Origin of the sequence: Algoriphagus alkaliphilus (assembly GCF_900103735.1) — a bacterium.
Lineage (GTDB): Bacteria > Bacteroidota > Bacteroidia > Cytophagales > Cyclobacteriaceae > Algoriphagus > Algoriphagus alkaliphilus.
On the sequence record NZ_FMXE01000010.1, the window covers coordinates 102,894 to 129,010 of the forward strand.

The 26,117-nt window shown below is 43.7% G+C and carries 18 protein-coding genes; 7 read left to right on the forward strand and 11 right to left on the reverse strand.

All coding sequences use genetic code 11. The annotated features are described in order from the left end of the window. Positions 1 to 20 precede the first annotated feature (20 nt). Both BLQ81_RS22690 and BLQ81_RS22695 read left to right on the forward strand, forming a co-directional pair. The gene (locus tag BLQ81_RS22690) at positions 21 to 539 is read left to right on the forward strand and encodes a cyclic pyranopterin monophosphate synthase MoaC (RefSeq protein WP_262481046.1); all 519 of its coding nucleotides are present in this window, start codon (positions 21 to 23) and stop codon (positions 537 to 539) included. A 3-nt stretch (positions 540 to 542) separates the two neighbouring features. After that, positions 543 to 941, forward strand: a complete 399-nt coding sequence (locus BLQ81_RS22695; protein ID WP_262481047.1) for a molybdopterin-binding protein — start codon at positions 543 to 545, stop codon at positions 939 to 941. 408 nt (positions 942 to 1,349) lie between these two features. Here BLQ81_RS22695 and BLQ81_RS08815 read toward each other — a convergent pair whose 3' ends face one another. The 9 genes from BLQ81_RS08815 to BLQ81_RS08855 form a co-directional block, all read right to left on the reverse strand. Further along, a complete protein-coding gene (locus BLQ81_RS08815) occupies positions 1,350 to 2,792 on the reverse strand; it encodes a rubredoxin (RefSeq protein ID WP_092729586.1) in 1,443 nt (480 codons plus the stop codon). Further along, positions 2,789 to 6,313 carry a nitrate reductase gene (locus BLQ81_RS08820; protein WP_092729628.1) on the reverse strand — a complete coding sequence of 1,175 codons (3,525 nt, stop codon included), beginning with the start codon at positions 6,311 to 6,313 and terminating at the stop codon, positions 2,789 to 2,791. Before BLQ81_RS08820 ends, BLQ81_RS08815 begins: the two co-directional genes overlap by 4 nt. A 95-nt stretch (positions 6,314 to 6,408) precedes the next feature. Continuing rightward, positions 6,409 to 7,833, reverse strand: a complete 1,425-nt coding sequence (locus tag BLQ81_RS08825) for an MFS transporter (protein WP_092729587.1) — start codon at positions 7,831 to 7,833, stop codon at positions 6,409 to 6,411. 145 nt (positions 7,834 to 7,978) lie between these two features. Next, on the reverse strand, positions 7,979 to 8,641 hold the full coding sequence (locus tag BLQ81_RS08830) for a response regulator (RefSeq protein ID WP_092729629.1): 663 nt from the start codon (positions 8,639 to 8,641) through the stop codon (positions 7,979 to 7,981). Between the two features lie 266 nt (positions 8,642 to 8,907). Further along, a complete protein-coding gene (locus BLQ81_RS08835; protein ID WP_092729588.1) occupies positions 8,908 to 10,713 on the reverse strand; it encodes a sensor histidine kinase in 1,806 nt (601 codons plus the stop codon). Further along, complete coding sequence (locus tag BLQ81_RS08840) at positions 10,706 to 11,296, reverse strand: DUF4202 domain-containing protein (protein ID WP_092729589.1); 591 nt, start codon at positions 11,294 to 11,296, stop codon at positions 10,706 to 10,708. The genes BLQ81_RS08835 and BLQ81_RS08840 overlap by 8 nt, the downstream gene beginning before the upstream one ends. A 9-nt stretch (positions 11,297 to 11,305) precedes the next feature. After that, complete coding sequence (gene nirD / locus BLQ81_RS08845) at positions 11,306 to 11,683, reverse strand: nitrite reductase small subunit NirD (RefSeq protein WP_092729590.1); 378 nt, start codon at positions 11,681 to 11,683, stop codon at positions 11,306 to 11,308. 18 nt (positions 11,684 to 11,701) lie between these two features. Further along, positions 11,702 to 14,212 carry a nitrite reductase large subunit NirB gene (nirB, locus tag BLQ81_RS08850; RefSeq protein WP_092729591.1) on the reverse strand — a complete coding sequence of 837 codons (2,511 nt, stop codon included), beginning with the start codon at positions 14,210 to 14,212 and terminating at the stop codon, positions 11,702 to 11,704. 151 nt (positions 14,213 to 14,363) lie between these two features. After that, complete coding sequence (locus BLQ81_RS08855; protein WP_092729592.1) at positions 14,364 to 15,287, reverse strand: LysR family transcriptional regulator; 924 nt, start codon at positions 15,285 to 15,287, stop codon at positions 14,364 to 14,366. 92 nt (positions 15,288 to 15,379) lie between these two features. Here BLQ81_RS08855 and BLQ81_RS08860 point away from each other — a divergent pair, with 92 nt between their 5' ends. After that, positions 15,380 to 16,816 carry an NADP-dependent isocitrate dehydrogenase gene (locus tag BLQ81_RS08860; RefSeq protein ID WP_092729593.1) on the forward strand — a complete coding sequence of 479 codons (1,437 nt, stop codon included), beginning with the start codon at positions 15,380 to 15,382 and terminating at the stop codon, positions 16,814 to 16,816. A 155-nt stretch (positions 16,817 to 16,971) separates the two neighbouring features. Then, complete coding sequence (locus tag BLQ81_RS08865; RefSeq protein ID WP_092729594.1) at positions 16,972 to 17,253, forward strand: hypothetical protein; 282 nt, start codon at positions 16,972 to 16,974, stop codon at positions 17,251 to 17,253. Between the two features lie 350 nt (positions 17,254 to 17,603). Here BLQ81_RS08865 and BLQ81_RS08870 read toward each other — a convergent pair whose 3' ends face one another. Both BLQ81_RS08870 and mtaB read right to left on the reverse strand, forming a co-directional pair. Next, a complete protein-coding gene (locus tag BLQ81_RS08870; RefSeq protein WP_092729595.1) occupies positions 17,604 to 19,619 on the reverse strand; it encodes an alpha amylase C-terminal domain-containing protein in 2,016 nt (671 codons plus the stop codon). Between the two features lie 462 nt (positions 19,620 to 20,081). Then, positions 20,082 to 21,401, reverse strand: a complete 1,320-nt coding sequence (gene mtaB, locus BLQ81_RS08880) for a tRNA (N(6)-L-threonylcarbamoyladenosine(37)-C(2))-methylthiotransferase MtaB (protein WP_092729597.1) — start codon at positions 21,399 to 21,401, stop codon at positions 20,082 to 20,084. 233 nt (positions 21,402 to 21,634) lie between these two features. On the opposite strand from mtaB, the gene BLQ81_RS08885 reads away from it, so the two are divergent. The 3 genes from BLQ81_RS08885 to BLQ81_RS08895 all read left to right on the forward strand — a co-directional run bounded on the left by BLQ81_RS08885 (position 21,635) and on the right by BLQ81_RS08895 (position 25,994). Further along, a complete protein-coding gene (locus BLQ81_RS08885) occupies positions 21,635 to 23,797 on the forward strand; it encodes a glutamine synthetase III family protein (RefSeq protein ID WP_092729598.1) in 2,163 nt (720 codons plus the stop codon). A gap of 199 nt (positions 23,798 to 23,996) precedes the next feature. Then, on the forward strand, positions 23,997 to 25,133 hold the full coding sequence (locus BLQ81_RS08890; RefSeq protein ID WP_092729599.1) for a glycoside hydrolase family 18 protein: 1,137 nt from the start codon (positions 23,997 to 23,999) through the stop codon (positions 25,131 to 25,133). A 3-nt stretch (positions 25,134 to 25,136) separates the two neighbouring features. After that, the gene (locus tag BLQ81_RS08895) at positions 25,137 to 25,994 is read left to right on the forward strand and encodes an ROK family protein (RefSeq protein WP_092729600.1); all 858 of its coding nucleotides are present in this window, start codon (positions 25,137 to 25,139) and stop codon (positions 25,992 to 25,994) included. Positions 25,995 to 26,117 lie beyond the last annotated feature (123 nt).

Below are 26,117 nucleotides of genomic sequence, written 5' to 3' on the forward strand. Positions count from 1 at the left end.
ATTTTTGTTCAATAGTAGATATCACTCCAAACCTTTTCTCTCTTAAGGAGGCATCAGCAAAAGCGATCGTTCAAGTCAGCAATCCCGAGACGATTTCAGCGGTGGTTGAAAATCGAGTTCCAAAAGGAAACGTCTTCGAAATGGCCAAAGTAGCCGGACTTTTTGCAGTAAAAAGCACAGTTCAAATTCTTCCTAATTCGCATCCCAAACCCATCGAATTCACCGGAATTGAGTATCAGATTCAGGATTTGGAAATCCATATCCTGGTCAAAGTAAAATCCGTATGCAAGTCAGATCTTGAAATGGAAGCTCTCTATGGAGCCACAATAGGGGCTTTGACTATATATGATATGCTTAAACCGATCGATAAAGGCATCAGCATCCTGAAAATTCAATCCGAAGAAAGGACTCAAAAGATTTCGAATGTCGGAAATCAAAAAGCAATCACTACAGCTCTTGTAGTATGCTCTAATGCGATTTATAATGGCTTCAAACCGGATTCGGCCGGGCAGGAAATTTTATCAATTCTGAAGGCTTAAAACATTCATCCAAACTCCTACGAGATTATCCCGGATGATTTGCAGCAGATCCGGGAAAAATCAAAAAGTCTATCCGCCCTAAATCAGCTGGTGATATTCTGCGGTGGAACCGGACTTTCAAAAACTGATATCACTCCCGAGGCTTTGGAGTCATTGCTCGAAAGGAGAATTCCCGGAATTGAAGAAGCGATGCGTAGCTATGGGCAAATCAGGACGCCATATGCCATGTTTTCAAGAAGTTTAGCTGGTATGATCGGAGATTGCCTTGTAATGGCTTTACCAGGATCGACAAGGGGAGCCAAGGAATCAGTAGAGGCTATTTTCCCTGCCATACTTCATCTGTTTATAATTTGGTTTTTATTGGTCAGATGGAATGCCCTGGATAATCATTCCCCTGTGTGAGAAGCCTTTCTCATGGGCATTTCATGTAATCAAAAGCATGAAAGTTCCCAATGAATAATACCTCAAGTGATTTTTGGAAGGAAAGAGGTTTTATTCCTCTTTCCAGATGTGCTTGAACAGATTTGGAGTCACAATCAGCTGAATCCAAGCCCAGTTTTGAGTTTTTGCAGGCTGAATTCCACCTTTGACACTTGCCATGCTTTCAGTCTCAAAAAATTGGGAGTAGCCAGCGTTTAGTTTGATGTTTTTTGCTATAGTTCTGAAGTAAACCAAATCCAGTTCAGAACCTAGATATCTATTTTGATTGTGGTGTAGATTAGTTTTTTCATCAAAGATAAAATAGGTTGAATAAAAATAAGTAAAAATACTTATATATTTAAAAAAATACTTAATAAAATACATACAATATTATTCCTCCCGTCTGAGAAATTTCTTTTTCAAAAAGCTGCTTTTTGGTGCTTCGCAAAGCGGGCAGTGGTAGGTTTCCGAAAGGTTTCCGAAAGGAGTTTCCGGAATAATTCCCTGGCTCAAATCTCCAAACTCAGAATCATAGACCGTCAGGCATTCCTGACATTGATACACCTCCCGACTGCTAGGGTCTTTTGGTTTGTTGGGTTTTTCCGGCTTCGGATTTTCCCTTCCCAACTGTTCAAAATAGATTTTACTCAATTCAATGAGTAATTCCGGCAGATCCGTTTTGTCCACTTCTTGTACGTAAACCAAATATTCCTGCGTATTGGGGTCGAAGTTTTTGGCAAACAAGAGATTGTAGGTGCTTCGGATTTTCACACTTTCCAACTGAGTTGGAGGCTCGTTTTTTTCAATAATTATCGAAGTGAAATAATAGGCTTTTCTGGTGTAATCCGTAATTCCAAAAGTCAATCCATAGGTACTGATGTCATGCTTGTCGAAGTAGGAAACGAGGTATTTTTTCAGTTTTAATGCCGACTTGTTACTGACAGGTAAGTGCCAGTTTAACTCCAGCATAGAGTGGCGGACATTGATTCCGTATTTTCCCAGTAGCTTTTCCCATTCCAACTTGTATTGCTCGGCAATTCCTTTGATGATAAGGGATTTCCAGGGGGTGATAGAGATTTTTCCAATTCTACATTCTGAACACAGGTCACAGAGTGCCTTTAGAAATTCGATGTAGTATCTATTATTTCTCCAATATAATCCCAGCCAATAGGTGTCTGAACCCACTCGATTGATTCCTTCATAGTAGGGGAAAGGGTAGAAGGGAACCTCCAGGAGCTTGTCCACAGTGCGGCTGTTGAGGTCTAGCGCATCATTGACCAGCTCAAAAAGGAAGTCCACCGTCTCCGGCTCTTCCTGCAAAATGTCCTCGATTGCTGCTGCAACTTTTGCCAAATCCCAACTGTAAATCAGCGCCGGGTACATCTGATTGCTTTCCCATTCAGGAAGTCTGACAAATAAGTACCAATAATCTTCATGCTCAGCGGCGATGAAATTCAGGTGTCCGGTGAAAAGAGGAACAAGGCGTTGTTTGGGGTCTGTGATGTTGATTTTAAGGATAGGCAGAATTCGGAATTGCTCCAGGATATACAGGTAGCGATCACTGGTCAGCCAAGGTGTATTAGGGAAAATGTCCGAGGAAACATAAGATGAAACGATATTTTCTGCACCTTCTACCTCTGGGGAAATGAACTGAAATTTACCCTGGGGCTCAAAGGAAAACTCACCATCTTCTTTTATAAATAAGATGTCTTGCCGAGACCCAAACGATATCGTGTCCAGTCCGGCACTTTCTGCGATTTCCAGAATTTGCTTGAGTTCAGCCGGAGAAAGTACTCCGCCTTTGACGACTACCCGGGTGAATGTACTCTTCATGCCTTAATCTTTGATTGGTTTAATATTTCTCGCACTTCAGTTTTGCAACTTCCACAACCGAGACCCGCGCCGGTTTGGGTGCAGAGGGTTGAGAAATCCGAGCATCCACCAGCAATCGCTTCCAAGATATTCCCTTCACCCACCCGGCTGCAACTGCAAACCAGTTTTCCCAGTATAGGTCGGGTTTCCGACGACCCCATCAATAGTGATTTTCGCTTTTCAGAAAGCTCGATTTTATTCTCAATCAGGCTCTTGAATTCGGCAAATTCACTTTTGTCTCCCATCAAAACCGCCCCGATCAACAAATCATCTTTGACGATGCATTTCTTGTAATACCTCCTGCTTAGATCCGTAAATACTATCTCCTCATAGCCCTCCTCGTTTTCGGGGATGATGATTTCGCCGATACTGCAAAGCTCCAAATCCTTAAATTTCAGAATATTCATCAGTACAGATCCGTTGTATGTACTGCTGATGTCGCCAAGGATGAAATTGGAAAGAATGGCTGCCTGCTCTTCGGCAGCTGAGGTGATTCCAAACAGTTGATTTTCAAACTCCGCAATCTCGCCGATGGCGAAAATGTTGGGAAAATTAGTCTGCAGATGCTTGTTTACCTTGATTCCCCGTCCGCAATTGATGCCGTTTTCTCTGGCAATTTTGATGTTGGGCTGTGTGCCGATGGCATAGACAATGGCATTGGCTTGAATGGTTTTGCCACTTTTTAGGGTAATGTTCAGGATTTTTGAATTTTCATCGTCAAAAACTGTACTGACCTCATTGTCGAAATAAATATGAATGCCTCGTTCTTGAACATCCAGGGAAAGCAGTTTACTTGAAACCAAATCCAATTGACGTTCCATCAGGCGGGATGCTCGTTGGACAATGGTGACTTTTACATTCGTATGCTGAAGGGCTGCTGCCAATTCGAGTCCCAAAAGCCCACCACCAACAATGACTACGTGCTGATCCTCAGCGGGTAATTTTGTGGAATTCAGATAGTTTTTGAATTTGTCTGCGTCTTCGCGGCTGCGCATGGTGAAGCGTCCTGGGAGGTCCAGTTGGGCATCTTTTGGGATAAAAGCCCGGCTCCCTGTCGCCAAAATCAATTTGTCATAGGCATGGGCATTCCCTTGAGAATCCCATACCATCTGACGTTCAGGGTCTATTTTTTCTATTGAAAGGCCGGTTTGCAGGTTGATTTTAAGTTTTGCAAGCCCTTTCTCTTTGATTTTTTGAAGCTGCTCCCAAGTGAGTTCTTCAGTCACATACTCAGGTAGCAAGACTCGGTTGTAAAAAGGATGCGGTTCCTTGGAGAAAACATGGATGGAGTCGGTTTCGTTGTGTTCCCGGTAATTTTGGATAAACCGGAAAGATGCTGCTCCGGCTCCAATCACAATGATTTTTTCTTTTGGCTTCTGGTATTTGGTGACCGAAACGGTGGTGTATTTGAAATCAGGTTCTTTGGATTGCGGATCCACCCGGGTATAGGTCAGGTTATTCGCCCGATTGAGGTCGTTTTCCAGTTGTTTTCCCCAGTGCATGGGCAGAAAGACCACACCATTCCGGATGGATTTGGAAAGTTTCGCACGAACTCTGACTACCCCGTTTTTACTTTTCACCTCCACCACATCCCCGTCCTTGACCTTGTAGATGTAGCCATCCAGCGAACTGATTTCCAACACAGGATGGGAATAGTGAGTCCGGAGTCGGGCTACCTTGCCTGTTTTGGTCATGGTATGCCACTGATCCCTAATTCTCCCTGTGGTCAAAATGAAAGGAAATTCTTGGTTTATTTTCTCAGAACTATTTTCGATCTGAGCCGGAATGTTGAAAATGGCCTTTTGGCTTGGGGTATAGAATTTTTTGTCTGCAAAAAGTCTGGTTGTACCCGGATGACGGTATTCAGGAACAGGCCACTGAATGCTACCCTCGGATTTTAAGCGGTCATAATTGAGGAAAGAAATATCAATATTTGTCCCCTTGGTCATGGCACAATACTCCTCGTAGATTTCTTCGGCATTGGTGAAGTTGAATCCTCTGAAGCCCATCCGCTTGGCAAAATCGCAAAGGATCTCTACATCAGGGCGGGCTTCTCCTGGAGGATTGATTCCCTTTGGCAGGTAGGAGATCCGTCGCTCAGAATTGGTCATAGTGCCCTCTTTTTCCAACCAAGTGGCAGCAGGCAAAACCAAATCTGCATAAGCAACTGTATCCGATCGGTGCGAGATGTCCTGAACCACCACAAATTTGGCGTTGGCCAGCGCTTTTTCCACACTATTCAGGTTGGGAAGGCTAACCATGGGATTGGTACATATGATCCAAACTGCTTTCATCTCCCCGCTTGCCAAGGCATCAAACATTTCAGTTGCCGTATACCCAGGAGTAGGGGAGATCTGATCAACTCCCCAAAAGTCCGCCACATCCTGTCGATCCTGCGGGTTTTGGAGTTCTTTGTGGACTGCAAGAAGATTGGCCATGCCACCAACCTCCCTACCGCCCATGGCATTGGGTTGACCGGTAAGAGAGAAAGGTCCATTACCGGGTTTACCGACCCTTCCTGTCACCAGTGAAAGGTTGAGCAGGGAGAAGTTCTTGTCCGTTCCTATAGAACTTTGATTCAGTCCCATGGCCCACATACTGATAAATCCATTGGATGTACCAATCAAGTCAGCCACTTCTTTGATTTCTTCCACACTTATTCCGCAGCGTTTGGCAGACTCTTTCAGGGAGGTTTCCATTACCTGCTTGCGGTAATTTTGGAAGTTTTCGGTGTGATTTTTTACAAAATCAGGATCAATCAATCCCGTCTCGATCAGTCTTCGTCCGATGGCATTGTAGAGAATGATATCCGTGCCGGGGATGAGCTGAAGGTGGATATCTGCAAAATTGGCTGAGTCTGTTTTTCTGGGGTCGACTACAATGACTTTGACATTGGGATTCTTTTCCTTGTGTTTTTCTAACCTTCGGAATAGGATAGGGTGATTCCAGGCAGGATTAGCCCCAGCAATCAAAAACACATCAGCCAGCTCAATGTCCTCATACGAAATCGGAACAGAATCTTCTCCAAAAGTCTTTTTGTATGCTACTACCGCCGAACTCATGCATAGCCGGGAATTAGTGTCGATGTTATTCGTTCCCAAAAAGCCCTTGGTCAGCTTATTGGCGATGTAATATTCCTCAGTCAAGCATTGGCCGGAAATGTAAAAACCGACGCTGTTGGGCCCGTATTTTCGGATGAGGGATTTAAACACTGCCGCAGCCCGGTCAAGGGCTTCATCCCAGGTGACTCGTTCCCGTGGATGAGACCGACCCCAGCGCATTTCAGGATACAGAATCCGATCCGAAATATCGTTGGCCACGTAGTGGAGATTCATCCCTTTGGAGCAGAGCATTCCGGAATTGACCGGATGATCCGGGTCGCCTTCCACCGTTACCTTGTCCTGCGAATTGACTCCGGCGACGATTCCGCAGCCCACCCCACAGTAAGGGCAAGTAGTTTTTATTTTTTTTTGGGAATTCACAGCAAAGAATGTTGACCGGATGAGGAAATTCAAGCCACTTCCTCCAAAAGATATGCTTCCAGAGAAAGTGGTATTCTATTATTCAATGACACAATTTAATCCTCAATCCGGATTAATTCAGGAGTAAGTTGTTCCAATTCTGTTTTGGCGACTTTTTCATCCTCCAGGCTGAATCGTATGATTAAGGTAATTATTCCGGAAACAACTATCATCGCACCGATCAGTAGGTAGCCTCCTGAAACTGCTGAAGCTGCTCCTGCTGCCTGAGCTACTTTTGTGGCTTCCTCACCCAAGAGTTCATTTGCCTGAAGAGCCTGCTTCTCCGCTTCGGCGGATCGGTATCTAAGAAAAAGAGCGGTCAAAAATGCCCCGAAATTCCCTCCGGCTCCGACAATGCCCGAGATGGATCCAATGGCCTTCTTGTTAATAAAAGGAACCACGGAAAACGTGGCACCTTCTGCCATTTGCACGGTTAGGCTGAACCCAATCAATAGCGCAATTCCCAAAATCAAACTTGTAGCCATTGAAAATAATCCCAGCATCAGCCCCTCCGCCACGATGATGGAAGCAAGAAACCATACTCTTCCTTTGAGTCCGTTGGTCTTACCGAATTTATCACCAAACCATCCTCCCAATGTTCTGGCAAAAATATTCATCAGGGCAAAAGACAATACAAGGTTACCGGCTGAGATTCGATTTAAGCCATAGGTGTTTTGAAGGTAATCATCCATGGTGCCGTAGACGGTCAGTTCGATGCCGAAACAGGCCGCATATACCATAAACAAAACCCAAACACGGTAATCTTTGGCAGCCTCAAAAAAACCTACGCTGTCTTTTTTTCCTTTTGGAATCTTTTCACCTCTTGCGATTAAATCAGAGTAATTTCCTGAAGGCGTGTCTTTGGTGAAAAAATAATAAAGTAGACCTGTCAAAAAGCAAATGATCCCGATAATTACCATCGAATACCTCCAGGCATCAGCCTCGGCAATTCCAAATGCAATTACCAGCGCAGCCAGCAGTGGCATTCCCAATCTATTGGCACCTCCGCCCAGATTCCCCCAGCCGGCTGAGGTTGCATTGGCTGTGCCGACCACATTTGGAGCAAACATCAGCGAAGTATGAACCTGTGTGATCACAAAAGAAGCTCCTATAAAACCTGTAAGAAGCCGGCAGATGTAAAACTGCATCGGAGAGGTGACCAATCCACTCAAAATCACCGGAATTGAGCCCAAAATCAACAGCCAGGTGTAGCATAACCTTGGGCCGTATTTGTCGCACAGTTTCCCGATAAGTAAGCGGGAAAAAATAGTCCCCGCAACGGCCAATACAACTGAATTCCACTTTTGCTCGGGAGTAAGACCGAGATCTCTGACCACATCAGGCATGAAGGGGATTATACCAAACCAGGCAAAGAAACAAATGAAAAACGCGAAGGAGGTGATCCAGAATGTCCGGATCGGCACACTGTTAAAATCTCCCAGATTTAAGCGTGTGGCTTTAAGTGTAGCTTGATTCTTCATAGTACTTACTTTTATTTAAAATAAAAGTAAGTAAAAATACTTATATAAAACAGTTAATACGTAAAAAAATAAGTGATTAAAACTGAAAAATTTATTCTAAGCCAAAAAAAATGGGTTTTTAAAAATAAAAATACTTAGATGACTCTTAGATCAAGTTCAATTCTTTGGATTTTTGAGTCAGTTCGATTAGATTTTTGACATTCAGTTTTTTCATCAGATTAAAGCGATGTACTTCGGCAGTCCGCTTGCTTATTTTCAGAGCTTCAGCGATTTCGCTATTTCCTTTTCCGTCGAGGATCAATTCGAGGATTTGCTTTTCCCGATTTGTGAGAAAGGAGATTTCCTCAGGTGTACTTAGTGGCTTCTTGGAAGTTTTGGATTTCCCATTGACAAAGTTGTCTATAATAATCTCTGAAATGTCACCCGAAAAATACTTGCCCCCAGCCGCAATAGTATGGAGAGCCTTGAGAAATTCTGCCTTGTTGCTTCCCTTTAGTAAGTAACCGTCTGCTCCTGATTCAATGGATTCCACCACATATTCCTCGGAATCGTGCATGGACAAGACCAGCTTTTTGACTTTTGGAAAATCCCTGGTGAGGTTTTTGACCACTTCGATGCCGTTCATGACAGGCATTCGTATATCGACAATCAGGATATCTGGTTGTTCCTGAGCGATTATTTTTAGGGCCTCTTTTCCGTCAGAAGCTTCTGCTACGACTTTGAAATCTTCTTCATTTTCTAAAAGGGATTTGATTCCGTCACGTACGAGTTCGTGATCATCGGCAAGCACAATTCGGGTCGGGTTCATTGCTTCTAAATTTATTACGTAGTAAAGTAAAGGGTTTTTACGTAATCCCATCTGGAAAATTTACATTTTCCTTCCTTCGAATGGTTTGTTTTGTGAAGTGAGGGAGCCAATAGGTAAGAGGTGAAATTAAGCGGTAAGTGGCAACAAAAGCTTCAGCTTTTCTGTGTACTCATAAGAACTCAGTCCTAGTAATCCGGAGTGAAGTTCTTGAAATATCACTGTAAAAAAGCCTCATTCTCTGAGGTGAAAAATCCTAGAAGTTGTAATTATTGTAAAGGAATATTCAGCGTGACTTTGGTTCCTTTTTGCGGGGAGGAATTGATGAATAGTCGACCGTTGATGTATTTGATTCGTTCCTGCATAAATGTGAGCCCCATTCCACCGTTTTTGTCAGGTTTTGGTTTGAGCAATTTTTTGTCAAAACCCTTTCCATTGTCATCGATGGTGATGCTCAGGATTTTTTCACTGTGAGAAATGGTCACCAGAATCAGGGTAGATTCTGCGTATTTGATGGCATTGTTGATGGCTTCTTGGGTGATTCGGTAGAGGTTGATTTCTACCAGAGAATCCAATCTTCGGTTGAAGTCGGACTTGTTCATCAGGATGATGTCTTTGCCGGTGAGTTTGCTCAGTTCCTGCGTCAGTTCAGTCAAAGCCGGCACGATTCCGTAATCCTTGAGCTCGGGAGGGGTGAGGTTAAAGGTGGCTGTTCGAACTCCCTTGATGATGTTTGTGGTCAGTTCTTTGAGTTTTTCGAGTTTGAGCTGCGCCTTCTCGCCTTCGCTGAGATCCACACTTTCAAGCAAATACTTCAATCCGGTCAGCATCTGACCTATCCCGTCGTGAATGTCCTTGGCGATTCGATTTTGTTCGTTTTCCTGATTTTCAATGATTTGACGACTGATCGCATTTTGTTGCAGTATTTTTTCTTCAAAACTCTCCTTGGTCAGTTGCGCCACTTCCAATTGAGCTTCTTTTCGCCTGGTGATATCCAGACAGATAATGATCAGTTCGGATTTTTCTCCCGAGAAAAAGGGAATCATGGAAAAGTCAAGCCAGAGGTCTTGCCCTCCGGGTGTGGTTGCCTTCAGTTCACCCTGCCAACCTGATTTCTTGTTTTCGGAGATAATACGGTCAATGGTCAGTTGCTCATTTTCCTGTACAGTCAGCACCTCGGAAAACTTTGCATTTTGGTTGAACTTCTCAAACTTGAGCAATTTGGCAAAACGGTCGCCAATATGGGTAATGTGGCCGTCCGGAGAGATTCTTGCAAAAAGCAGAATTTGATCCATAGCCTGGCTCAATGCCCGGAGTTCGCGTACTGATTTTTCCTTGGCCTGGCTAAGGAAATCTGCGTCTTGGGCCATTTTTATTGCTTTTTTCTCCGCCTCCATCAGTTCTTGGATGCTGGCCCGCATGGCTTTTGCCGAAGGCCAAAAGATGATAAGAAATTCTGCTACTAAGATCAGCAGGGTAAATAGGGTAATGATGAGCTCGAGGCGCTTAAGACTTTCGACTTTTTCCTTGGCCTCAAAGTCATAGCGATTTACTATTTCTTCCATTTTGGAAAGAAATTTCTTCGAACTGTTTAAGATTTTGGCCACTGGAAGATGGAGATGTAGCGAGTCAGAATTGGCTCTCGAAAGCTTTATCAGTGAATTGGTGTTGGTGACGATTGTATCGAACGAAGCTTGAATTCCTTCAAACATTTTCATGATTTCCGGGCTGTTTCCCGGGTTAAGTCCCAGTTTTTTATCTCCAAACTGAAGTGCCAGATGAGCTGTTTCCCAGGCTTTTTTTGTTGCCAAAAGTGTGTCTTCCATTGCCTTTCGCTCAAAGTCAGCTGGGCTAAGTGATAGAATTAAAGCTTCTTTGCTGAGTTTTTGGCTAAGCATCCGCTGACGGCCTGCTAAATTGACTAAGCGACTGTCGTCTTCCTGATCGGCTAAGTACTGCCGGATCAAAATTTGACTGGTGATCAGGGAAATGGCAATCGCTCCAAGCGCGATGAGATAGAGTCGCTTGAGCCGAGTGAAAGTGTCCTGATCGAGTGAATTGGTCTTCTCAGTCATTGGATTCGAAAAGTGCTTCCTGAATCAGGCGAAGACTTTGGGGTGAAAAATTGAGTTGTAAGGCAGCTTTATGGCCATTGTCGGACATTTTGTTCCAGGTTTTTTTTAGGATATCCTTGATCTTTTCAGATTCGTGCTTCTCGGCAAATTCCTCAAAGTAATATTCCAAAAAGACTAGGCAAACCACATCTTCCAAGATCTGCGTTTCGAAATCGGTTTTGAGTTGCTTTTTACGAATGAGGAATTTGACTTTGGAGATAATCTCTCCCTCATATCCTACCTGTGACAGGATTTCACTTGCAAGATCAGCATGGAATTTTTTTAGTTCTTCACGCCAAGTCAGATAGCCGGTGCGATCCATGGGATAGGCTGACCGCTGGATTTTCCACCTGGCAATATGTTGGGCACGGGCGGCAATTTTCAGGTGCTCTGCCGCGTCTGGAGCGAATTCCTCCAGTTTCTTAGTCATTCGATGGGAATAGAGCAATTCTTTGGGAAAGCCTTTGCCTTTCCATGTTTCAAGAGTTGGATCTTCGGCGTTGATTTGATCGATCAACTGGATGGCTTTTTCAAAACGGGTCATTGAAAGTGATTATTCGACAAATCCAATATAGACATTTCCCTCCTCAATTTTGACCGGATAGGTGGCTATGCTGTATTTCTCACCGTTCAGATTGGAGCCATCTTCGAGCGAAAAGGTTTTTTTATGCATGGGACAGGCCAGTTTTGGGATGCCTTCCGTATCTCCAATCAGACCTCTTGACAGTACCATTTCCATTTTATGCGGACAAAGATTTTGGCAGGCATACCATTTTTGGGTTCGGGTAAAATGATATACCGCAATCTGCCTGGACTTATACTTGATACAGGCTCCGGCATTTTCGGGAAAGTCATGTATAAGTCCCACTTTTACCCAGGAATTTACCTCGGCTGGCTTAACGGTTTGATATTGACTTACGATCTCTTCCATGGTTTCTAGAATTAAGGATTACCAGGGTCTGGGCATTTTTTGTTCACGAAGCGGCACAAAGACCAATTGGTCATCCGACTCCTCGGTGTTGACAAATGGCTTGAATCTTTTTAGGGTTTCAGGGTTTTCGATTGCCTCTTTCCATTCGCAGGCATATTTTTCAACCAGTCCATCCATTTCTCTTTCAAATTCTTCCGCCATTCCGAGACAGTCATCTACGACTACTTTTTTGAGGTATTCGATTCCACCTTCCAGTTTTTCAAGCCAGGTGGAGGTTCTGATCAGTGGCCCTGCAGTTCGGATGTAATAGATGAGAAATCGGTCCAGGAATTTAATGCAGGTGTCATCGTCCAGTTGGGAGGCTAGGAGAATGGCGTGCTTCGGATTAGCTCCGCCGTTTCCGCAGACATAGAGGTTCCAGCCTCCTTCAACTGCAATCACACCGAAGTCCTTGCCTCGTGCTTCTGCGCACTCTCGAATGCAGCCTGAGACTCCGCCTTTCAGTTTGTGTGGTGAGCGGAGGCCTTTGTAGCGCTCCTCGATACGGATCGCAAAGCTTACACTGTCATGCATTCCAAAGCGGCACCAGGTCGATCCCACGCAGCTTTTGACAGTTCTTAGTGACTTGCCATAGGCATGCCCGCTCTCAAATCCGGCATCGATGAGTTCTTTCCATATCATGGGTAATTCATTTAATTGGGCACCGAAGAGGTCTATTCGTTGTCCTCCTGTGATCTTGGTGTAGAGGTCATATTTTTTAGCAACCTGGCCCAGAACGACCAATTTTTCTGGCGTGATTTCTCCTCCAGGCACTCTCGGAACTATGGAATAGGTGCCGTTTCGCTGGATGTTGGCGAGAAATCTATCGTTGGAATCCTGAATTGCGATTTGCTTGTTGGCAGTTTCCATAAATATGCTGGCGAAAATTGAGGCCATTACCGGCTTACAGACTTCGCAACCATGGCCTTTGCCAAATTGATTCAATGCCTCATCGTATCCTGCGGTTTGGTGTATTTTTACCAGGTCAAATAGTTCCTGTCGGGTATAATTGAAATGCTCGCAAATAGTCTCTTTAACCTCTTTTCCCAAAGATTTAAAGGTTTCTTTGACAAGGTCCGCAACCATTGGTTTACAACCGCCGCAACAGGTGGAAGCTTTGGTTTGCCTGATCACTCCTTTAAGGTCTTGGCATGTTCCGTTTTGGATGGCATCACAGATGGCACCTTTTGACACGGATTCACAGGAGCAGATTTGGGCAGCAGCAGGCAGATCGAGTACAGATCCCAAAAGACTTTTGGATTCGGTACCCCGCTGTCCGAGGATAAGATCTTCCGCGTTTTCGGGAAGCTTCATTTCGTTGAGATAAAGCTGAAAAAGCGTATTGTAATCCGAGGTATCACCCACAAGTATGCCTCCCAATAGCCTGGTGCCATCCTTGCGGATATTGATCCTTTTATAGACTCCCCGCTGTTTGTTTTCATAGCGGATGACTACTGTGTCCTCGTTTTCAGGGAATGGATCACCGAAAGATGCCACTTCCGTACCCACCAGTTTCAGTTGGGTGGACATATCGATGGAAGGACTCATGAGTTTGGTTCCGCCCATGATTTGATCCAAGGCAACTCCGGCCATTTCATATCCCGGAGCGACTAAGCCGTAGATGTTTTGATTGTAAAGGGCCACTTCGCCAATGGCATATATGCCTGGAACAGAAGTTTCCATTTTGTTATTGACCAGGATTCCTCCCTTTGGACCGACTGCGATCCCCGAGCGTTTGGCGACTTCATCCCGTGGCCTGATGCCTGCAGAAATGATAATCATGTCGATCGGCAGCGAGCTGCCGTCAGTGAACGCGATGGCCTCAATTTCACTTTCACCGATTATTTCTTTTGAGTTTTTGCCCAAATGAATTTTCATTCCCAGACTTTCAATCTTGGACTGGAGCAAGTCTGAGGCCGTCTGATCCAATTGTCTTGGCATTAACTTGGGTGCAAACTCGATCACATGCGTAGTCATTCCCAATTCTTTGCTGGCATTAGCAGCCTCTAATCCCAAAAGTCCTCCTCCCAAAACAGCAGACTGAAATCGGCCTTTTAACTTGAGTTTATCCGCATAATTCTGAATGGCTTCCAAATCCTCGATAGTGCGGTAGATGAAAATGCCTTCTTTTTCAACACCTTTGATAGGTGGGATGAAAGGGGAAGATCCGGTCGATAAAACCAGGTAATCGTAGTCAAAGGATTCGTCTTTGTGGGTGAAGACTTTCTTGTTTTCGGTATCTATCCAAGAGATAAGCTCAGAAGTTCTTAGCGTGATGTTATTCTCCTGATACCAGTTGAGCGGTGCCAAAAGCAAGTCATCCGGGGATTCCAGCGAGAAATATTCACTTAGGTGTACGCGGTCATAAGCGGGTCTGACTTCTTCTCCAAAGACAAGAAAGTCAAACTGATTTCTGTTGGGGTGGGCGATGAGTTTTTCGCAAAACTTGTATCCCACCATTCCATTTCCGACTAAGATTATCCGTTCCATTGCTACGTATTTTAATTCAAAAGTAAGTAAATATACGTATTTAAAAAATCTAAAATCAAATTTATATTGATTTTTCTAAGTAAAAATCATAAAATACTTAGGCTCTGTGTTTAAGTCTATGTACTCTCTTGGAAACGATCAATTATAATTCTCAATAACGCTCAAACCAATCAAATTTGGCTTTAATGATGTTTTCCTTTTCATTTTTCAAGTAATCCAGAAAAGCTAAGGCAACGGGGGAGTGGTTTTTTCCTTTTAGCCAGATCAGATTCCAAACAGATTTGATTGGGAATTCTTTCACAGGGATGATCTGCAGTTGACCATTTTGTAATTCGTTTTTTATTCCGATCAAAGGCATAATCGAGCATCCCAAACCTGCAATCACCGATTGTTTTACAGCCTCATTGGAGGTGAGTTCCATCTTCTTTTTGACAGGCAACTTATTCTCGCGAATAAATATTTCCATAGTCTGTCGGGTTCCGGATCCCGGCTCGCGGTAGATTAAGGGTAGTTCTTCCAAGATGCTTTTGTCATAGATCTTATCATTGAATTGTTGATTGGTATTGCTGATCAAGTACAATTTGTTTTGCATCAATTCAGTTTTCTCTATTTGAAGGTTTTCCGGCAACACTGAAACCAAAGAAAAATCAACCTCATTTTTTTCCAAGCTCCGAATCACCTTTGATTTATTGGTCACATCCATTACCAATTCAATTCCCTCGTGTTCCCTTAAAAAATCCGATAAAAAATAAGGCATAACATATTTCCCGGTTGATACGACTGATATTTTGAGTCGTCCAGTCAGCAGGCCTTTATGTGCTAGCGTTTTATAATTTATTTCGTAGATCTGATTTAAAATATTTTCCGCAGTCACAGCTATTTCTTTTCCGAAATCTGTGATGAAAATTTTCCTTCCGATTATTTCAGTTAATGGAATCTCAAACTGATCCTGAAAATTTTTTAACTGAATGGATACAGCAGGTTGAGTCAGGTGTAATTCCTCAGAGGCCTTGGTTACACTTTGTGTCTGTGTGATTTTCAAAAAAATACGAAGTTGATTTATGGTGTAATTCATAAAATTGATTTATGTGAAATATTGTAAATATAAATGAAATTTTATGACTTTCGAAAACCACCTTTGTGCTATAGTTAATCGATAAGGCAAGAATGAAGAAAATTACCATAGCAAAGGGAGATGGAATTGGTCCTGAAATCATGGATGCAACGCTAGCGATTATTTTGGCAGCAGGGGCCGACATAGAGATTGAGGAAATAGAGGTAGGTGAAAAAGTTTACCTAGCCGGAAATCCATCAGGTATCGCCAAGGAGTCTTGGGACATTATCCGAAAAAATAAAATTTTTCTAAAGGCTCCGATTACCACTCCTCAGGGTGGAGGCTACAAAAGTCTAAATGTCAGTATTCGAAAATTTTTAGGGCTTTATTCCAATGTTCGACCCTGCATGAGTTTGCATCCCTTTGTCAAAACCAAACACCCTATCATGGACTTGGTGATCGTTCGAGAGAATGAAGAAGATTTATATGCTGGTATCGAACACCAGCAGACAGACGAGGTAGTGCAGTGTTTGAAATTAATCAGCAGGCCGGGATGTGAAAAAATCGTGCGGTATGCTTTTGAGTTTGCCAAGCAACAAGGAAGAAAAAAAGTAACTTGTTTTACCAAGGATAATATTATGAAACAAACAGATGGCTTGTTTCATAAAGTGTTTGACGAAATCGCCAAAGAGTATCCTGAAATCGAAAACGAACATTGGATTATAGATATTGGTGCTGCTAAAATGGCAGACACTCCTGAACTCTTTGATGTGATCGTCATGCCAAATCTCTATGGGGATGTATTGTCTGATGTGGCAGCTCAAATCACAGGTTCGGTAGGATTGGCAGGATCAGCAAATATCGGGGAGGTATGTGCAATGTTTGAAGCAATTCATGGTTCAGCCCCTTTGATTGCTGGGCAAAATATTGCCAATCCCTCCGGTTTGTTGAATGGTGCGATCATGATGCTGAATCATATCGGGGAAACCGAGGTAGCTGCAAAAGTGCAGAACGCATGGCTGAAAACCTTGGAAGAGGGTATTCATACATTTGATATTTTTAACAATGAAACCAGCAAGCAAAAGGTTAGTACCAAAGAATTTGCAAAAGCAGTAATTGAAAATTTGGGAAAAAGGCCGACACTACTAAAACCTGCTACTCAGAATGACACCTCAGCACTTCAATTACCAAAATATAAAAGGAAACCAGCGGCTTTAAAGGAGTTGGTTGGAGTGGATATTTTTGTGCATTGGAATGGAACTGAGGCCAATGAACTGGCAGAGCGACTTCAACTTGTGGAAAGCGATGGAATCAAACTATCCATGATCACCAATCGGGGGATAAAAGTTTGGCCTGATGGCTTCAATGAAACTTTTTGTACTGATCATTGGCGCTGCAGATTCCAGCATGAATCAGGAAATAAAATCGAAAAGCAAACTATTATTGACCTCTTGGCAAATGGACTTAAGCATAATATAGATACCATTAAAACTGAGAATCTTTATTCTTTTGATGGAAAGCCAGGATACTCATTGGGGCAAGGTCAATAAGAAATGCTGAAGCTCATGACTCCTAACCCTGGTAAAGAGGGTGAATCGAAGGTAAAATAAACGCGGATTTAAAGAAACTTCCCTAATAGGGTGTTTCAACAACTAAAACACGATCTCCAACTTTCAAATTTTCATTATTTTAATAGTACCAAACTATGAGTAAAGCAAAGAAACTTAAACTGATTGAAGGTGAATTTCCATTCCGGGAAGCCAAAGAAATTTTATTCAACGTATTTTATACTAAGATTAATTTTCATCAAAGAAATAACTTTAGTTATAAAGAGCGATTTGGAAAAGAAGATCCAACGGCAAAAAAAAGGATTCCTGCCTTAAAAAAAGAGCTTGTTAAGTTAGAAAAAATACTAAATGAGGCTGAGGCAAAGGACAAGAGGCTCATAATAAGCTCAGAGATAACAATAACACTGTCAGATGATTAGTAATTGATACTGTGTTATTCAAATCTTAAAATTGATTTTGGGTACCTTTTGAATATTCCATTGTAAGTTTTGTCCTAGGGATACTTGACTTTTCAATGAAAGATAGATGTCTACTTTCTGGTAAGAGTCTGTTTTGGCTTTATTTTCCTTAGGCTGTATGTATTGTCGGTTTGTTACCAATAGTTATAGGAAATAAGGTTTGGACTTTGATGTAACGCGTTGAGGATTGAGGACAGTCGTCGCCACGGCATCGGACAAGTGTGGAGGTTCATCCGCTACTTTTCAAGAACATTTTTAGCATACTATAATACTTCCCTCATTTGAATCCATAAATGCAACTTGGGTGATTTTTATTTTCCCCTCCCCATCACCATCACTGTGCGATTCGGAACATACAAACTGACCTGTTGCTCTTTGTCGGTTTTGTATTTCATAGTCTTTTCCAGTCTGGCAAATCCGCCATATTGGGTTTCGTCAGAGTCCAAGATGATTTGATAGGTTCCGGCCTGTGGGACTTTGATCGGAAAGCCGAAAAAGGACTCGGTAGGATGGAAGGAAAAGACAAAAATCAGGTTGCCGCGTTCGTAGGCGATAATCTTCTTATCCGGATCGAGGTGAAGTTGTATGGCAGGAGGGGCTGAGAGCATTTGGTGGTCTTTGGCAAGTTGAATCATCACTTTGTCCCACTTATCCAGCTGCTGATAGCGGAGTAGGGGATCATCGACCAGTGACCACTGTCGTCGGGCGTATTGGTAGCTCCAGTCATTGCCCAGTCTCGGAAAGTCCACCCACTCGGGATGGCCGAATTCATTGCCGATAAAGTTCAGGTAACCTTCCCCGCCTAGGGTCAGGGTAATCATGCGGATCAGCTTGTGCAGGGCGATGCCGCGGTCCACGACGAGATTTTGCTCCAGCACGGTCATGGAGAAGTACATTTCCTTGTCCATCAGCCAGAAAGCGATGCTTTTGTCACCGACCAGTGCCTGATCGTGGCTTTCTGCGTAGGCGATGGATTTCTCAAGTTTCGGCCTGTTGGTCAGTTCGTGCCACAGCTCAAACATGTCCCACTGCTCATCCAGCTTATGCTTCAGCGTCTTGATCCAGTAGTCGGGAATGCCCATGGCAAGTCGGAAGTCGAAGCCGATGCCCCCATCAGCTATCGTTCGGCAAAGTCCCGGCATCCCGCTGACTTCCTCGGCGATGGAGAGTGCTTTGGGATTCAGGGCATGAATCACCGTATTGGCGAGTTGGAGGTAGAGCAGGGCATCTTCGTCTACGCCTTCGTCGAAGTATTTATCGGAGGAATCAAAAGAAACCAAGCCGTGGTGCTTGTATATTATAGAGGTGGCCCCATCAAAGCGGTATCCGTCGAAGTGAAACTCCTCCATCCAGTAGCGGATATTGGAGAGGAGAAATTGCTGCACTTCCCACTTCCCATAGTCGAAGAGCTTGGAATCCCAGCCTTCGTGATAGCCTTTTGGGCCGGGGTGGAAGTATTGGTGGTCGCTGCCGTCAAACTCATTGAGGCCTTCGTTGACATTTTTCACCGCATGGGAATGCACGATGTCCATGATCACGGCGATGCCCATACCGTGGGCGGTGTTGATCAGGGATTTGAGATCCTCGGGGGTCCCAAAGCGGGAAGAGGGTGCAAAGAAATTGGAGACGTGATAGCCGAAGGAGCCGTAATACGGATGCTCCATCACGGCCATGAGTTGGATGGCATTGTAGCCACCTGCTTTGATGCGCGGGAGGATCAGCTCCTCAAACTCTATAAACGTCCCCACTTTTGCAGCCTCCAGTGCCATGCCCACATGAGCCTCATAGATGAGCGGCATCTTGGCAGGCTCGTCCAGAGAGAAGTCCTGATCCGTCCAGGAAAAAGGTTGCGGCTCAAACCAGAGTTGCCCGGCAAAGTCATGGTTGGTTTCATCCTGCACCACCCGGCGTATGTAGGCCGGAATGCGATCGAGATCGCTGTCATTGGCTCCGATGACCCGAACTTTTATTTTGCTTTGGTGGACGAAGGTATGTTTGTACTCTTCATAAGGAAGAAAAATCTCCCAATCGCCCCTCGGACTGCTGCGCATGGGATGGGAATTTCGATCCCACCAGTTGAAGTCGCCCATGAGGAAAAGTGCTTTGGCTGCAGGGGCCCACTCCCGATAAACCCAACCGTTTCGGAGCTTGTCGAAGTGCACACCAAAGTATTCGTGCATTCCGGCGAATTCCAGAATGCTACCTGAGAAGTCATTGATGGCCCGAATGGCGTTTTGATAGTTTTGGAATCGCTTCTCGATTTTGGATTCGTAGGGTTCCAGCCAAGGTTCGTCTACGATCAGGGGTAACTTTTTTAATTCTTTCACAAAAAATGGTTTTTGCCTAGGATGAATTCGAGCATGACCGAAAAGTCACACTTGGAGATGATTAAAGTTTTGCGAGATTACTTCCGATCCCGATAACTATCGGGATTATCGGATGGTCTCTAACGAGAAATTATAATCGTATGAAATTAGAAAAATTTGGGTGGAAAGGAAGGGGAGGTAAAAAAGTTTCACCACTTCGGGGCTAAATCTTCTGAGTTAATCCGTTTTACCACGGGCTTCACCCGCGGTCATGAAAAGTCTGGCTCCTTCGGAGCTGGGTTTATCTTAAAAAATGAGGTGGGAATTTTTGAAAAACTCAGGAGGGAACTGTTCGCTTTGATTTGACAAGAGATCCGAAGGATCGCAACTATTCATAACCCCCGTGTGACTGGAAAGGAGCCGTGGGCCGAGCTGATACACGCAATTTAGAGCCCAGAAGGGGTGAAATCAGTAATCCCAGGACTAGTGTTTTTCATACACCAACTCCGGTTCTCTCACCTCGACATTGCCAGAATCATTGATTTGATCCAAGGTCACCAACTTGAGCTCATTGACCAGCATGGGATCGTATTTGGCGGCGACTCGGATGTAGTTTTCGGTAAAGCCGTGGATCTTTCCATCTTCGACATCTTCTTCAAAAAGCACGGTAAAGGTGCCGCCCAAATTCTCCTCATAAAACTTACGGCGCTTCTTCTCGGATAGAATTCGCAACATTTTTGATCGCTCGTTCCTTTTCTTGAGTGGCACAACGCCATCCATTTCGACCGCCCGTGTATTGGCACGCTCGGAATAGGTGAATACGTGGAGGTAAGAGATGTCCAGTTCATTCAGGAAGTTGTAAGTCTCCAGAAAAAGCTCATCTGTCTCCCCTGGGAAGCCCACAATCACATCTACACCGATGCAGGCCTTGGGCATTAGGGTTTTGATTTTGGAGACACGGTCTTCGTACAGCTCCCGCAAATAGCGACGGCCCATTTTCCTTAAAATTGTATTAGAACCTGACTGCAGTGGAATATGAAAGTGAGGAACGAATCGCCTGGATCGGGACACAAATTCGATGACCTCATTTGTCAGCAAATTTGGCTCGATAGATGAAATCCGCAGCCGGTCAATTCCCTCTACATCGTCCAAGGCATAAACCAAATCAGCGAATCGTTCGACACGCTTTCCGTCCACGATTCCAAAGTCGCCGATATTGACGCCCGTCAGGACGATTTCTTTGACCTTTGTGGCAGCGATCTCCCGGGCTGAAGCCAATACTGATTCGATGGTGTTACTTCGGCTTTTCCCGCGCGCAAGTGGAATCGTGCAAAAAGCGCAGCCATAATTGCATCCGTCCTGAACTTTCAGGAAAGTTCGGGTTCGGTCATTAATAGAAAAGGCATTATTAAAAGTGGTGGCCTCAGTGATCTCAGAGGCGAGTACTTTGGTCTCTTGCACTTTGGCGAAACCATCCAAAAGCTCAATTAGACGAAATTTTTCAGCCGCACCCAAGACTGCGTCCACTCCTTCTATTTCGGAGATTTCGGTAGGTTTCAGCTGGGCATAGCAGCCGATGATGGCCACATAAGAATCAGGCGATATCTTTTTAGCCTCTTTGACGATCTTTTTACACTTCTTGTCGGCATTCTCGGTGACCGAGCAGGTGTTAATGATGAAAATGTCGGGATTTTCCTGAAAATCGACTTTCAGATACCCTTTTTCTTCGAATTGCCTGCCAATAGTAGAAGTTTCAGAGAAGTTTAGCTTACAACCGAGGGTATAAAAGGCGACTTTTTTCATGAATACTCATTTCAATGATCAGCTGCAAAGGTAATTAATCCCGATCTTTTTTCAATTCTCCAATTTTCGGGGATAAATCATCCTTTTTTTAGGCTTTTGGCTCTCAAAACACCATGTTTTTTTGAAAAAAGTGGAAATTTTTCGAAAAATGACTTCAAAAATGGGGTAAAAGCTTTTTCGCATCAGTATTTTTCTATTTTTGTGGGTGTAATATTAAACCTCATATTGTAGAAATGGCAACACTCAGACAACAAGCCTTGGCGATGGTGCAGGCGAGACAGCGCGTCCCTGTAATCCCTCCCGCCTCAAAAATCTCAGACTTCTTCGGGACCAATGTTTTCGGCACCAGTCAAATGAAACAGTCTTTGGCTCCTTCAGTTTTCAAAAAAGTGATGGAAGCCATTGACAGAGGATCTAAAATTGATTCTGCAACAGCAGAAGAAATTGCTTCTGCGGTGAAAACTTGGGCGATGTCCAAGGGCGTTACGCATTACACGCACTGGTTTCAACCATTGACAGGGTCTACTGCCGAAAAGCATGATTCTTTCTTTGATATGTATGCCGGGATGGAGAAATTCAGAGGTTCGGCCTTGGTTCAGCAGGAACCTGATGCTTCTTCTTTCCCTAATGGTGGAATTCGTTCGACATTTGAAGCACGTGGCTATACTGCCTGGGATCCTTCATCTCCGATATTCATTTTAGAAAAGACACTTTGTATCCCTACCATATTCGTGTCTTATACCGGAGAGGCCTTGGATTACAAGACCCCACTCTTGAAATCGATAGAAGCCATCAATGAAGCTTCAGTGGCTGTTTGCCAGCTTTTTGATCGAAATGTGCGGAAAGTGACTCCATCTCTTGGGGTGGAGCAGGAATATTTCGTGATTGATAAGGCATTGTATGCCGCTCGCCCTGACTTAGTGATGGCTGGTAGATCTGTTTTTGGGCATATCCCTGCAAGAGGTCAGCAGTTGGAGGATCATTATTTCGGTTCGATCCCCACTCGAGTGAAGGATTTCATGATGGAATTTGAAATCGAAGCATTGAAACTGGGTATCCCGGTAATGACCCGTCACAACGAGGTAGCACCCGGACAGTTTGAAGTTGCACCGATTTTCGAAGAGATAAATAAAGCCACCGATCACAATCAGCTATTGATGGATGTGATGGATAAAGTTGCCGAAAAGCATTCCCTGAAAGTTCTTTTCCACGAAAAGCCATTTGCAGGTGTCAATGGATCCGGTAAGCACAACAACTGGTCCCTGATCACCGATACGGGGATCAATTTATTTCAGCCCAGCAATTCAGCCAGAGAAAACCTTCAGTTTTTGACCTTCTTGGTGGCTACGATTAAGGCGGTTTATGACAATGCGGATTTGTTGAGAGCAAGTATCGCTTCAGCAGGCAATGACTTCCGTTTGGGTGCAAACGAAGCACCTCCTGCGATCATTTCCATATTCTTGGGAGCTACGCTTTCTGAATTATTGGATGAATTGGAGAAAAACGGAAATGTGAAAATAGAAAAGGGAGACAACATGTACATGAAATTGGGCATCTCCAAGATTCCTGAAATCATCCTTGACAATACAGATCGTAACAGAACGTCTCCATTTGCATTCACAGGAAATAAATTCGAGTTCCGTGCAGTTGGTTCTCAGGCTAATGTGGGTGGTCCGATGACTACGCTCAACGTGATCGTGGCCGATGTACTGAAGCAAATGCTGAAGGATATCGATAAAGAAATGAATGGGGGCAAAGAAAAGAAAATTGCCATCGTCAATGTCCTGAGGAAATACATCAAGGATTCCAAGAAAATAAGATTTGAAGGTGACGGTTACTCTGAGGAGTGGGCAAAAGAAGCTGAGAAAAGAGGCCTTTCAAACTTGAAGTCTACTCCTGATGCTTTGGATGTGTATGAGAAGAAAGCTACTAAAGAGCTTTTTGAGCGTCATAATGTGCTTAACCACATTGAAGTTCATGCCCGTCATGAAATCATGCTGGAAGATTTCGTCAAAAAAGTACAAATCGAAAGCCGCGTGATGGGTGATCTTGCTTTGAACCACATTATCCCGACTGCCATCCTGTATCAGAATAAACTGATCGAAAACGCCAATGGTCTAAAAGGATTGGGCTTGGATCACTCTGCGGCAGTAGAGACCATCAAAGACGTGTCCAGACACATCGAATCTGTAAAGTCTAATGTATCTGCGATGGTAGAGGCTCGAAAAAGACTCAACAAAGAGGAGAGTGCTTCAAAACGGGCAAAAGGATATCAGAAAGAAGTCAAAGAGGCCTATTTCGATAAAATCCGCTATGCGGTAGATAAGTTGGAATTGCTGGTGGAAGATGAAAGTTGGCCATTGGTTAAATACCGTGAAATGCTTTTTATCCGTTAGTAATCAAATAGTTAATAATAAAAAAGCCGTCTTCGGATGGCTTTTTTTTTGTTTTAAAAATTAGAATTTAAACAGGAGATTATTAATTCTAAAACTAGCTATGGGAAAGGATGAAAATAACTCTGATTTAACCTATTGATTTAGGTTTTGATTTCAGTCAGAACCTCTGTTTTTTTGTTTTTACCATAACCCAAATCCAATGAAATACTGGCTGATTGCATGCTTTTTCCTTTCTTTTTCTTGTACACAAACTAAAAATGGTCAAGAGTCTGAATCCAAAACCTACCATATCGTAGGCTATGTAGCAGGCTGGAAGGAGCTGAATCCAAAAAAAATACCTGCCGAAAAACTCACGCACATCAATTACGCTTTTGCCAATGTGGCCGACGGCATTGTGACCAATATGGAGGGAAGAGCAGTGCGGGATAGTGCGAATTTTCAAAAGCTGCAGGAATTGAAAAAGCGAAATCCGGCCCTGAAAATATTGGTTTCGATTGGAGGCTGGACACATTCCAAAGGCTTCTCGGATGCAGTATTGACCGAAGAAAGCAGGAAAAAATTGACTGACTCTGGCATCGATTTTCTCCTCAAATATAAGCTGGACGGTCTGGATTTTGACTGGGAGTATCCGGCCCTGCAAGGAGATAATAATGTCGTTAGACCTGAAGACAAGGAAAATTTCGTGGCCATGCTCAAAAGCTTTCGCGAAGCGTTGGATTCGGTTGGAAGCCTGAATAATACGCATTACCTGAGTACCATCGCCTCAGGGGGATTTAGGAATTACCTCGAACTAAACAACTTGGGAGAGGCTCACGAGTACCTCGACTTTATCAACATTATGGCTTATGATTTTTATACTGCCGGAGATGCGATTACCGGTCACCATGCCAACCTATTTCCAAACGGAGGAAAAGGGCGATCTGCCCAAACCACAGTCGAGGAGCATCTCGAATTTGGAGTTCCTGCCGAAAAACTGGTTTTGGGCGTGCCTTTTTATGGTCGGATGTGGAAAGGTGTAGATCCAACTGATAATGGATTGTTTAAAAAAGGAAAGTTTGAGATGGGCTTACCTTACCATCAGGTTTTTGCACTCTCCAGAAATTCCGCTTATTCCAGATTTTGGGATTCAAAAGCAAGTGCTCCTTACCTTTTTTCACTTCTTGATTCTGCTTGGGTGACATTTGAGGATCCGGAATCTTTGGCCCTGAAGATGGAGTTTGTGAAGAAAAAGGGTTTGGCAGGAGCCATGTTTTGGGAGATGTCCGAGGACAATACAGGAGCTTTGCTGGATGCTCTACATGAAGTTCTTAGTCCAAAATCAGTGAATGAAAATTAAGCGATGATACAAATAGGAGTGGATATCGGTGGATCTCATATTTCTTCTGCACAGATTTTATGGAATGGCAAATCAGCCGAAATCACCGAATTTCATGAAGCGGATATAGATACTTTCCGTTCTACGTCAGAGCTCATTGCAGATTGGAGTGCGGTGATCAGGGGATCGATTGGAAGCCAAAAGGATATTCGGATCGGAATCGCTATGCCGGGGCCATTCGATTACTCAAATGGCATTTCTCTTATCAAAGATCAGGGTAAACTGAAGTCGCTTTTTGGGCTTTCTGTAAAAAAACTACTGAGCGAAAGCTTGAAAATTGATTCCAAGCATATTGTATTTTCCAACGATGCTGAGGCCTTTCTTGCAGGTGAAAGTCTTGCAGGAGCGGGTAGGGATTTTCAAAGTTCCATTGGCCTTACCTTGGGTACCGGTTTGGGATCGGCCATCAAAATCCGTCAGGTGGTCAAAGACGGAAAACTTTGGACAGCCCCTTTTCGGGATGGAATAGCAGAAGATTATTTGGGCACTGCCTGGTTCAAGACGTATGCTTTACAAAAGTTTGGGCTGAAATTAGCCGGTGTGAAAGACTTGTTGGCAGTTGACTTGGACAGAGAAATTGCTGACTGTGTTTTTGCTCAATTTGGAGAGACCCTGGGTGAATTTCTGTCTTTTTATGTTATTCGGCTGCAATGCGAGGGGGTGGTTTTAGGAGGAAAAATTACCCGTGCAGCCGACCGGTTTTTGCCTTACACCAAAGCCTATCTCGATAAAGTCGACTATCCGGTTGAAATCAAAATTTCTGAACTCGAAGAAAAAGCGTCCTTGATTGGGGCTTGTCTTCCATTTATCCCGGAGGGTTAATTCTTTTAATGAAAAGGATTAGCCTCTATTCGATTGGAGTTTTTATATCGTCAAATGAATTTTTGGTTTCATGCTTAGTTAAGTTGATTGGAAATGAAATCATTAAAATTTGAATGGAGAATT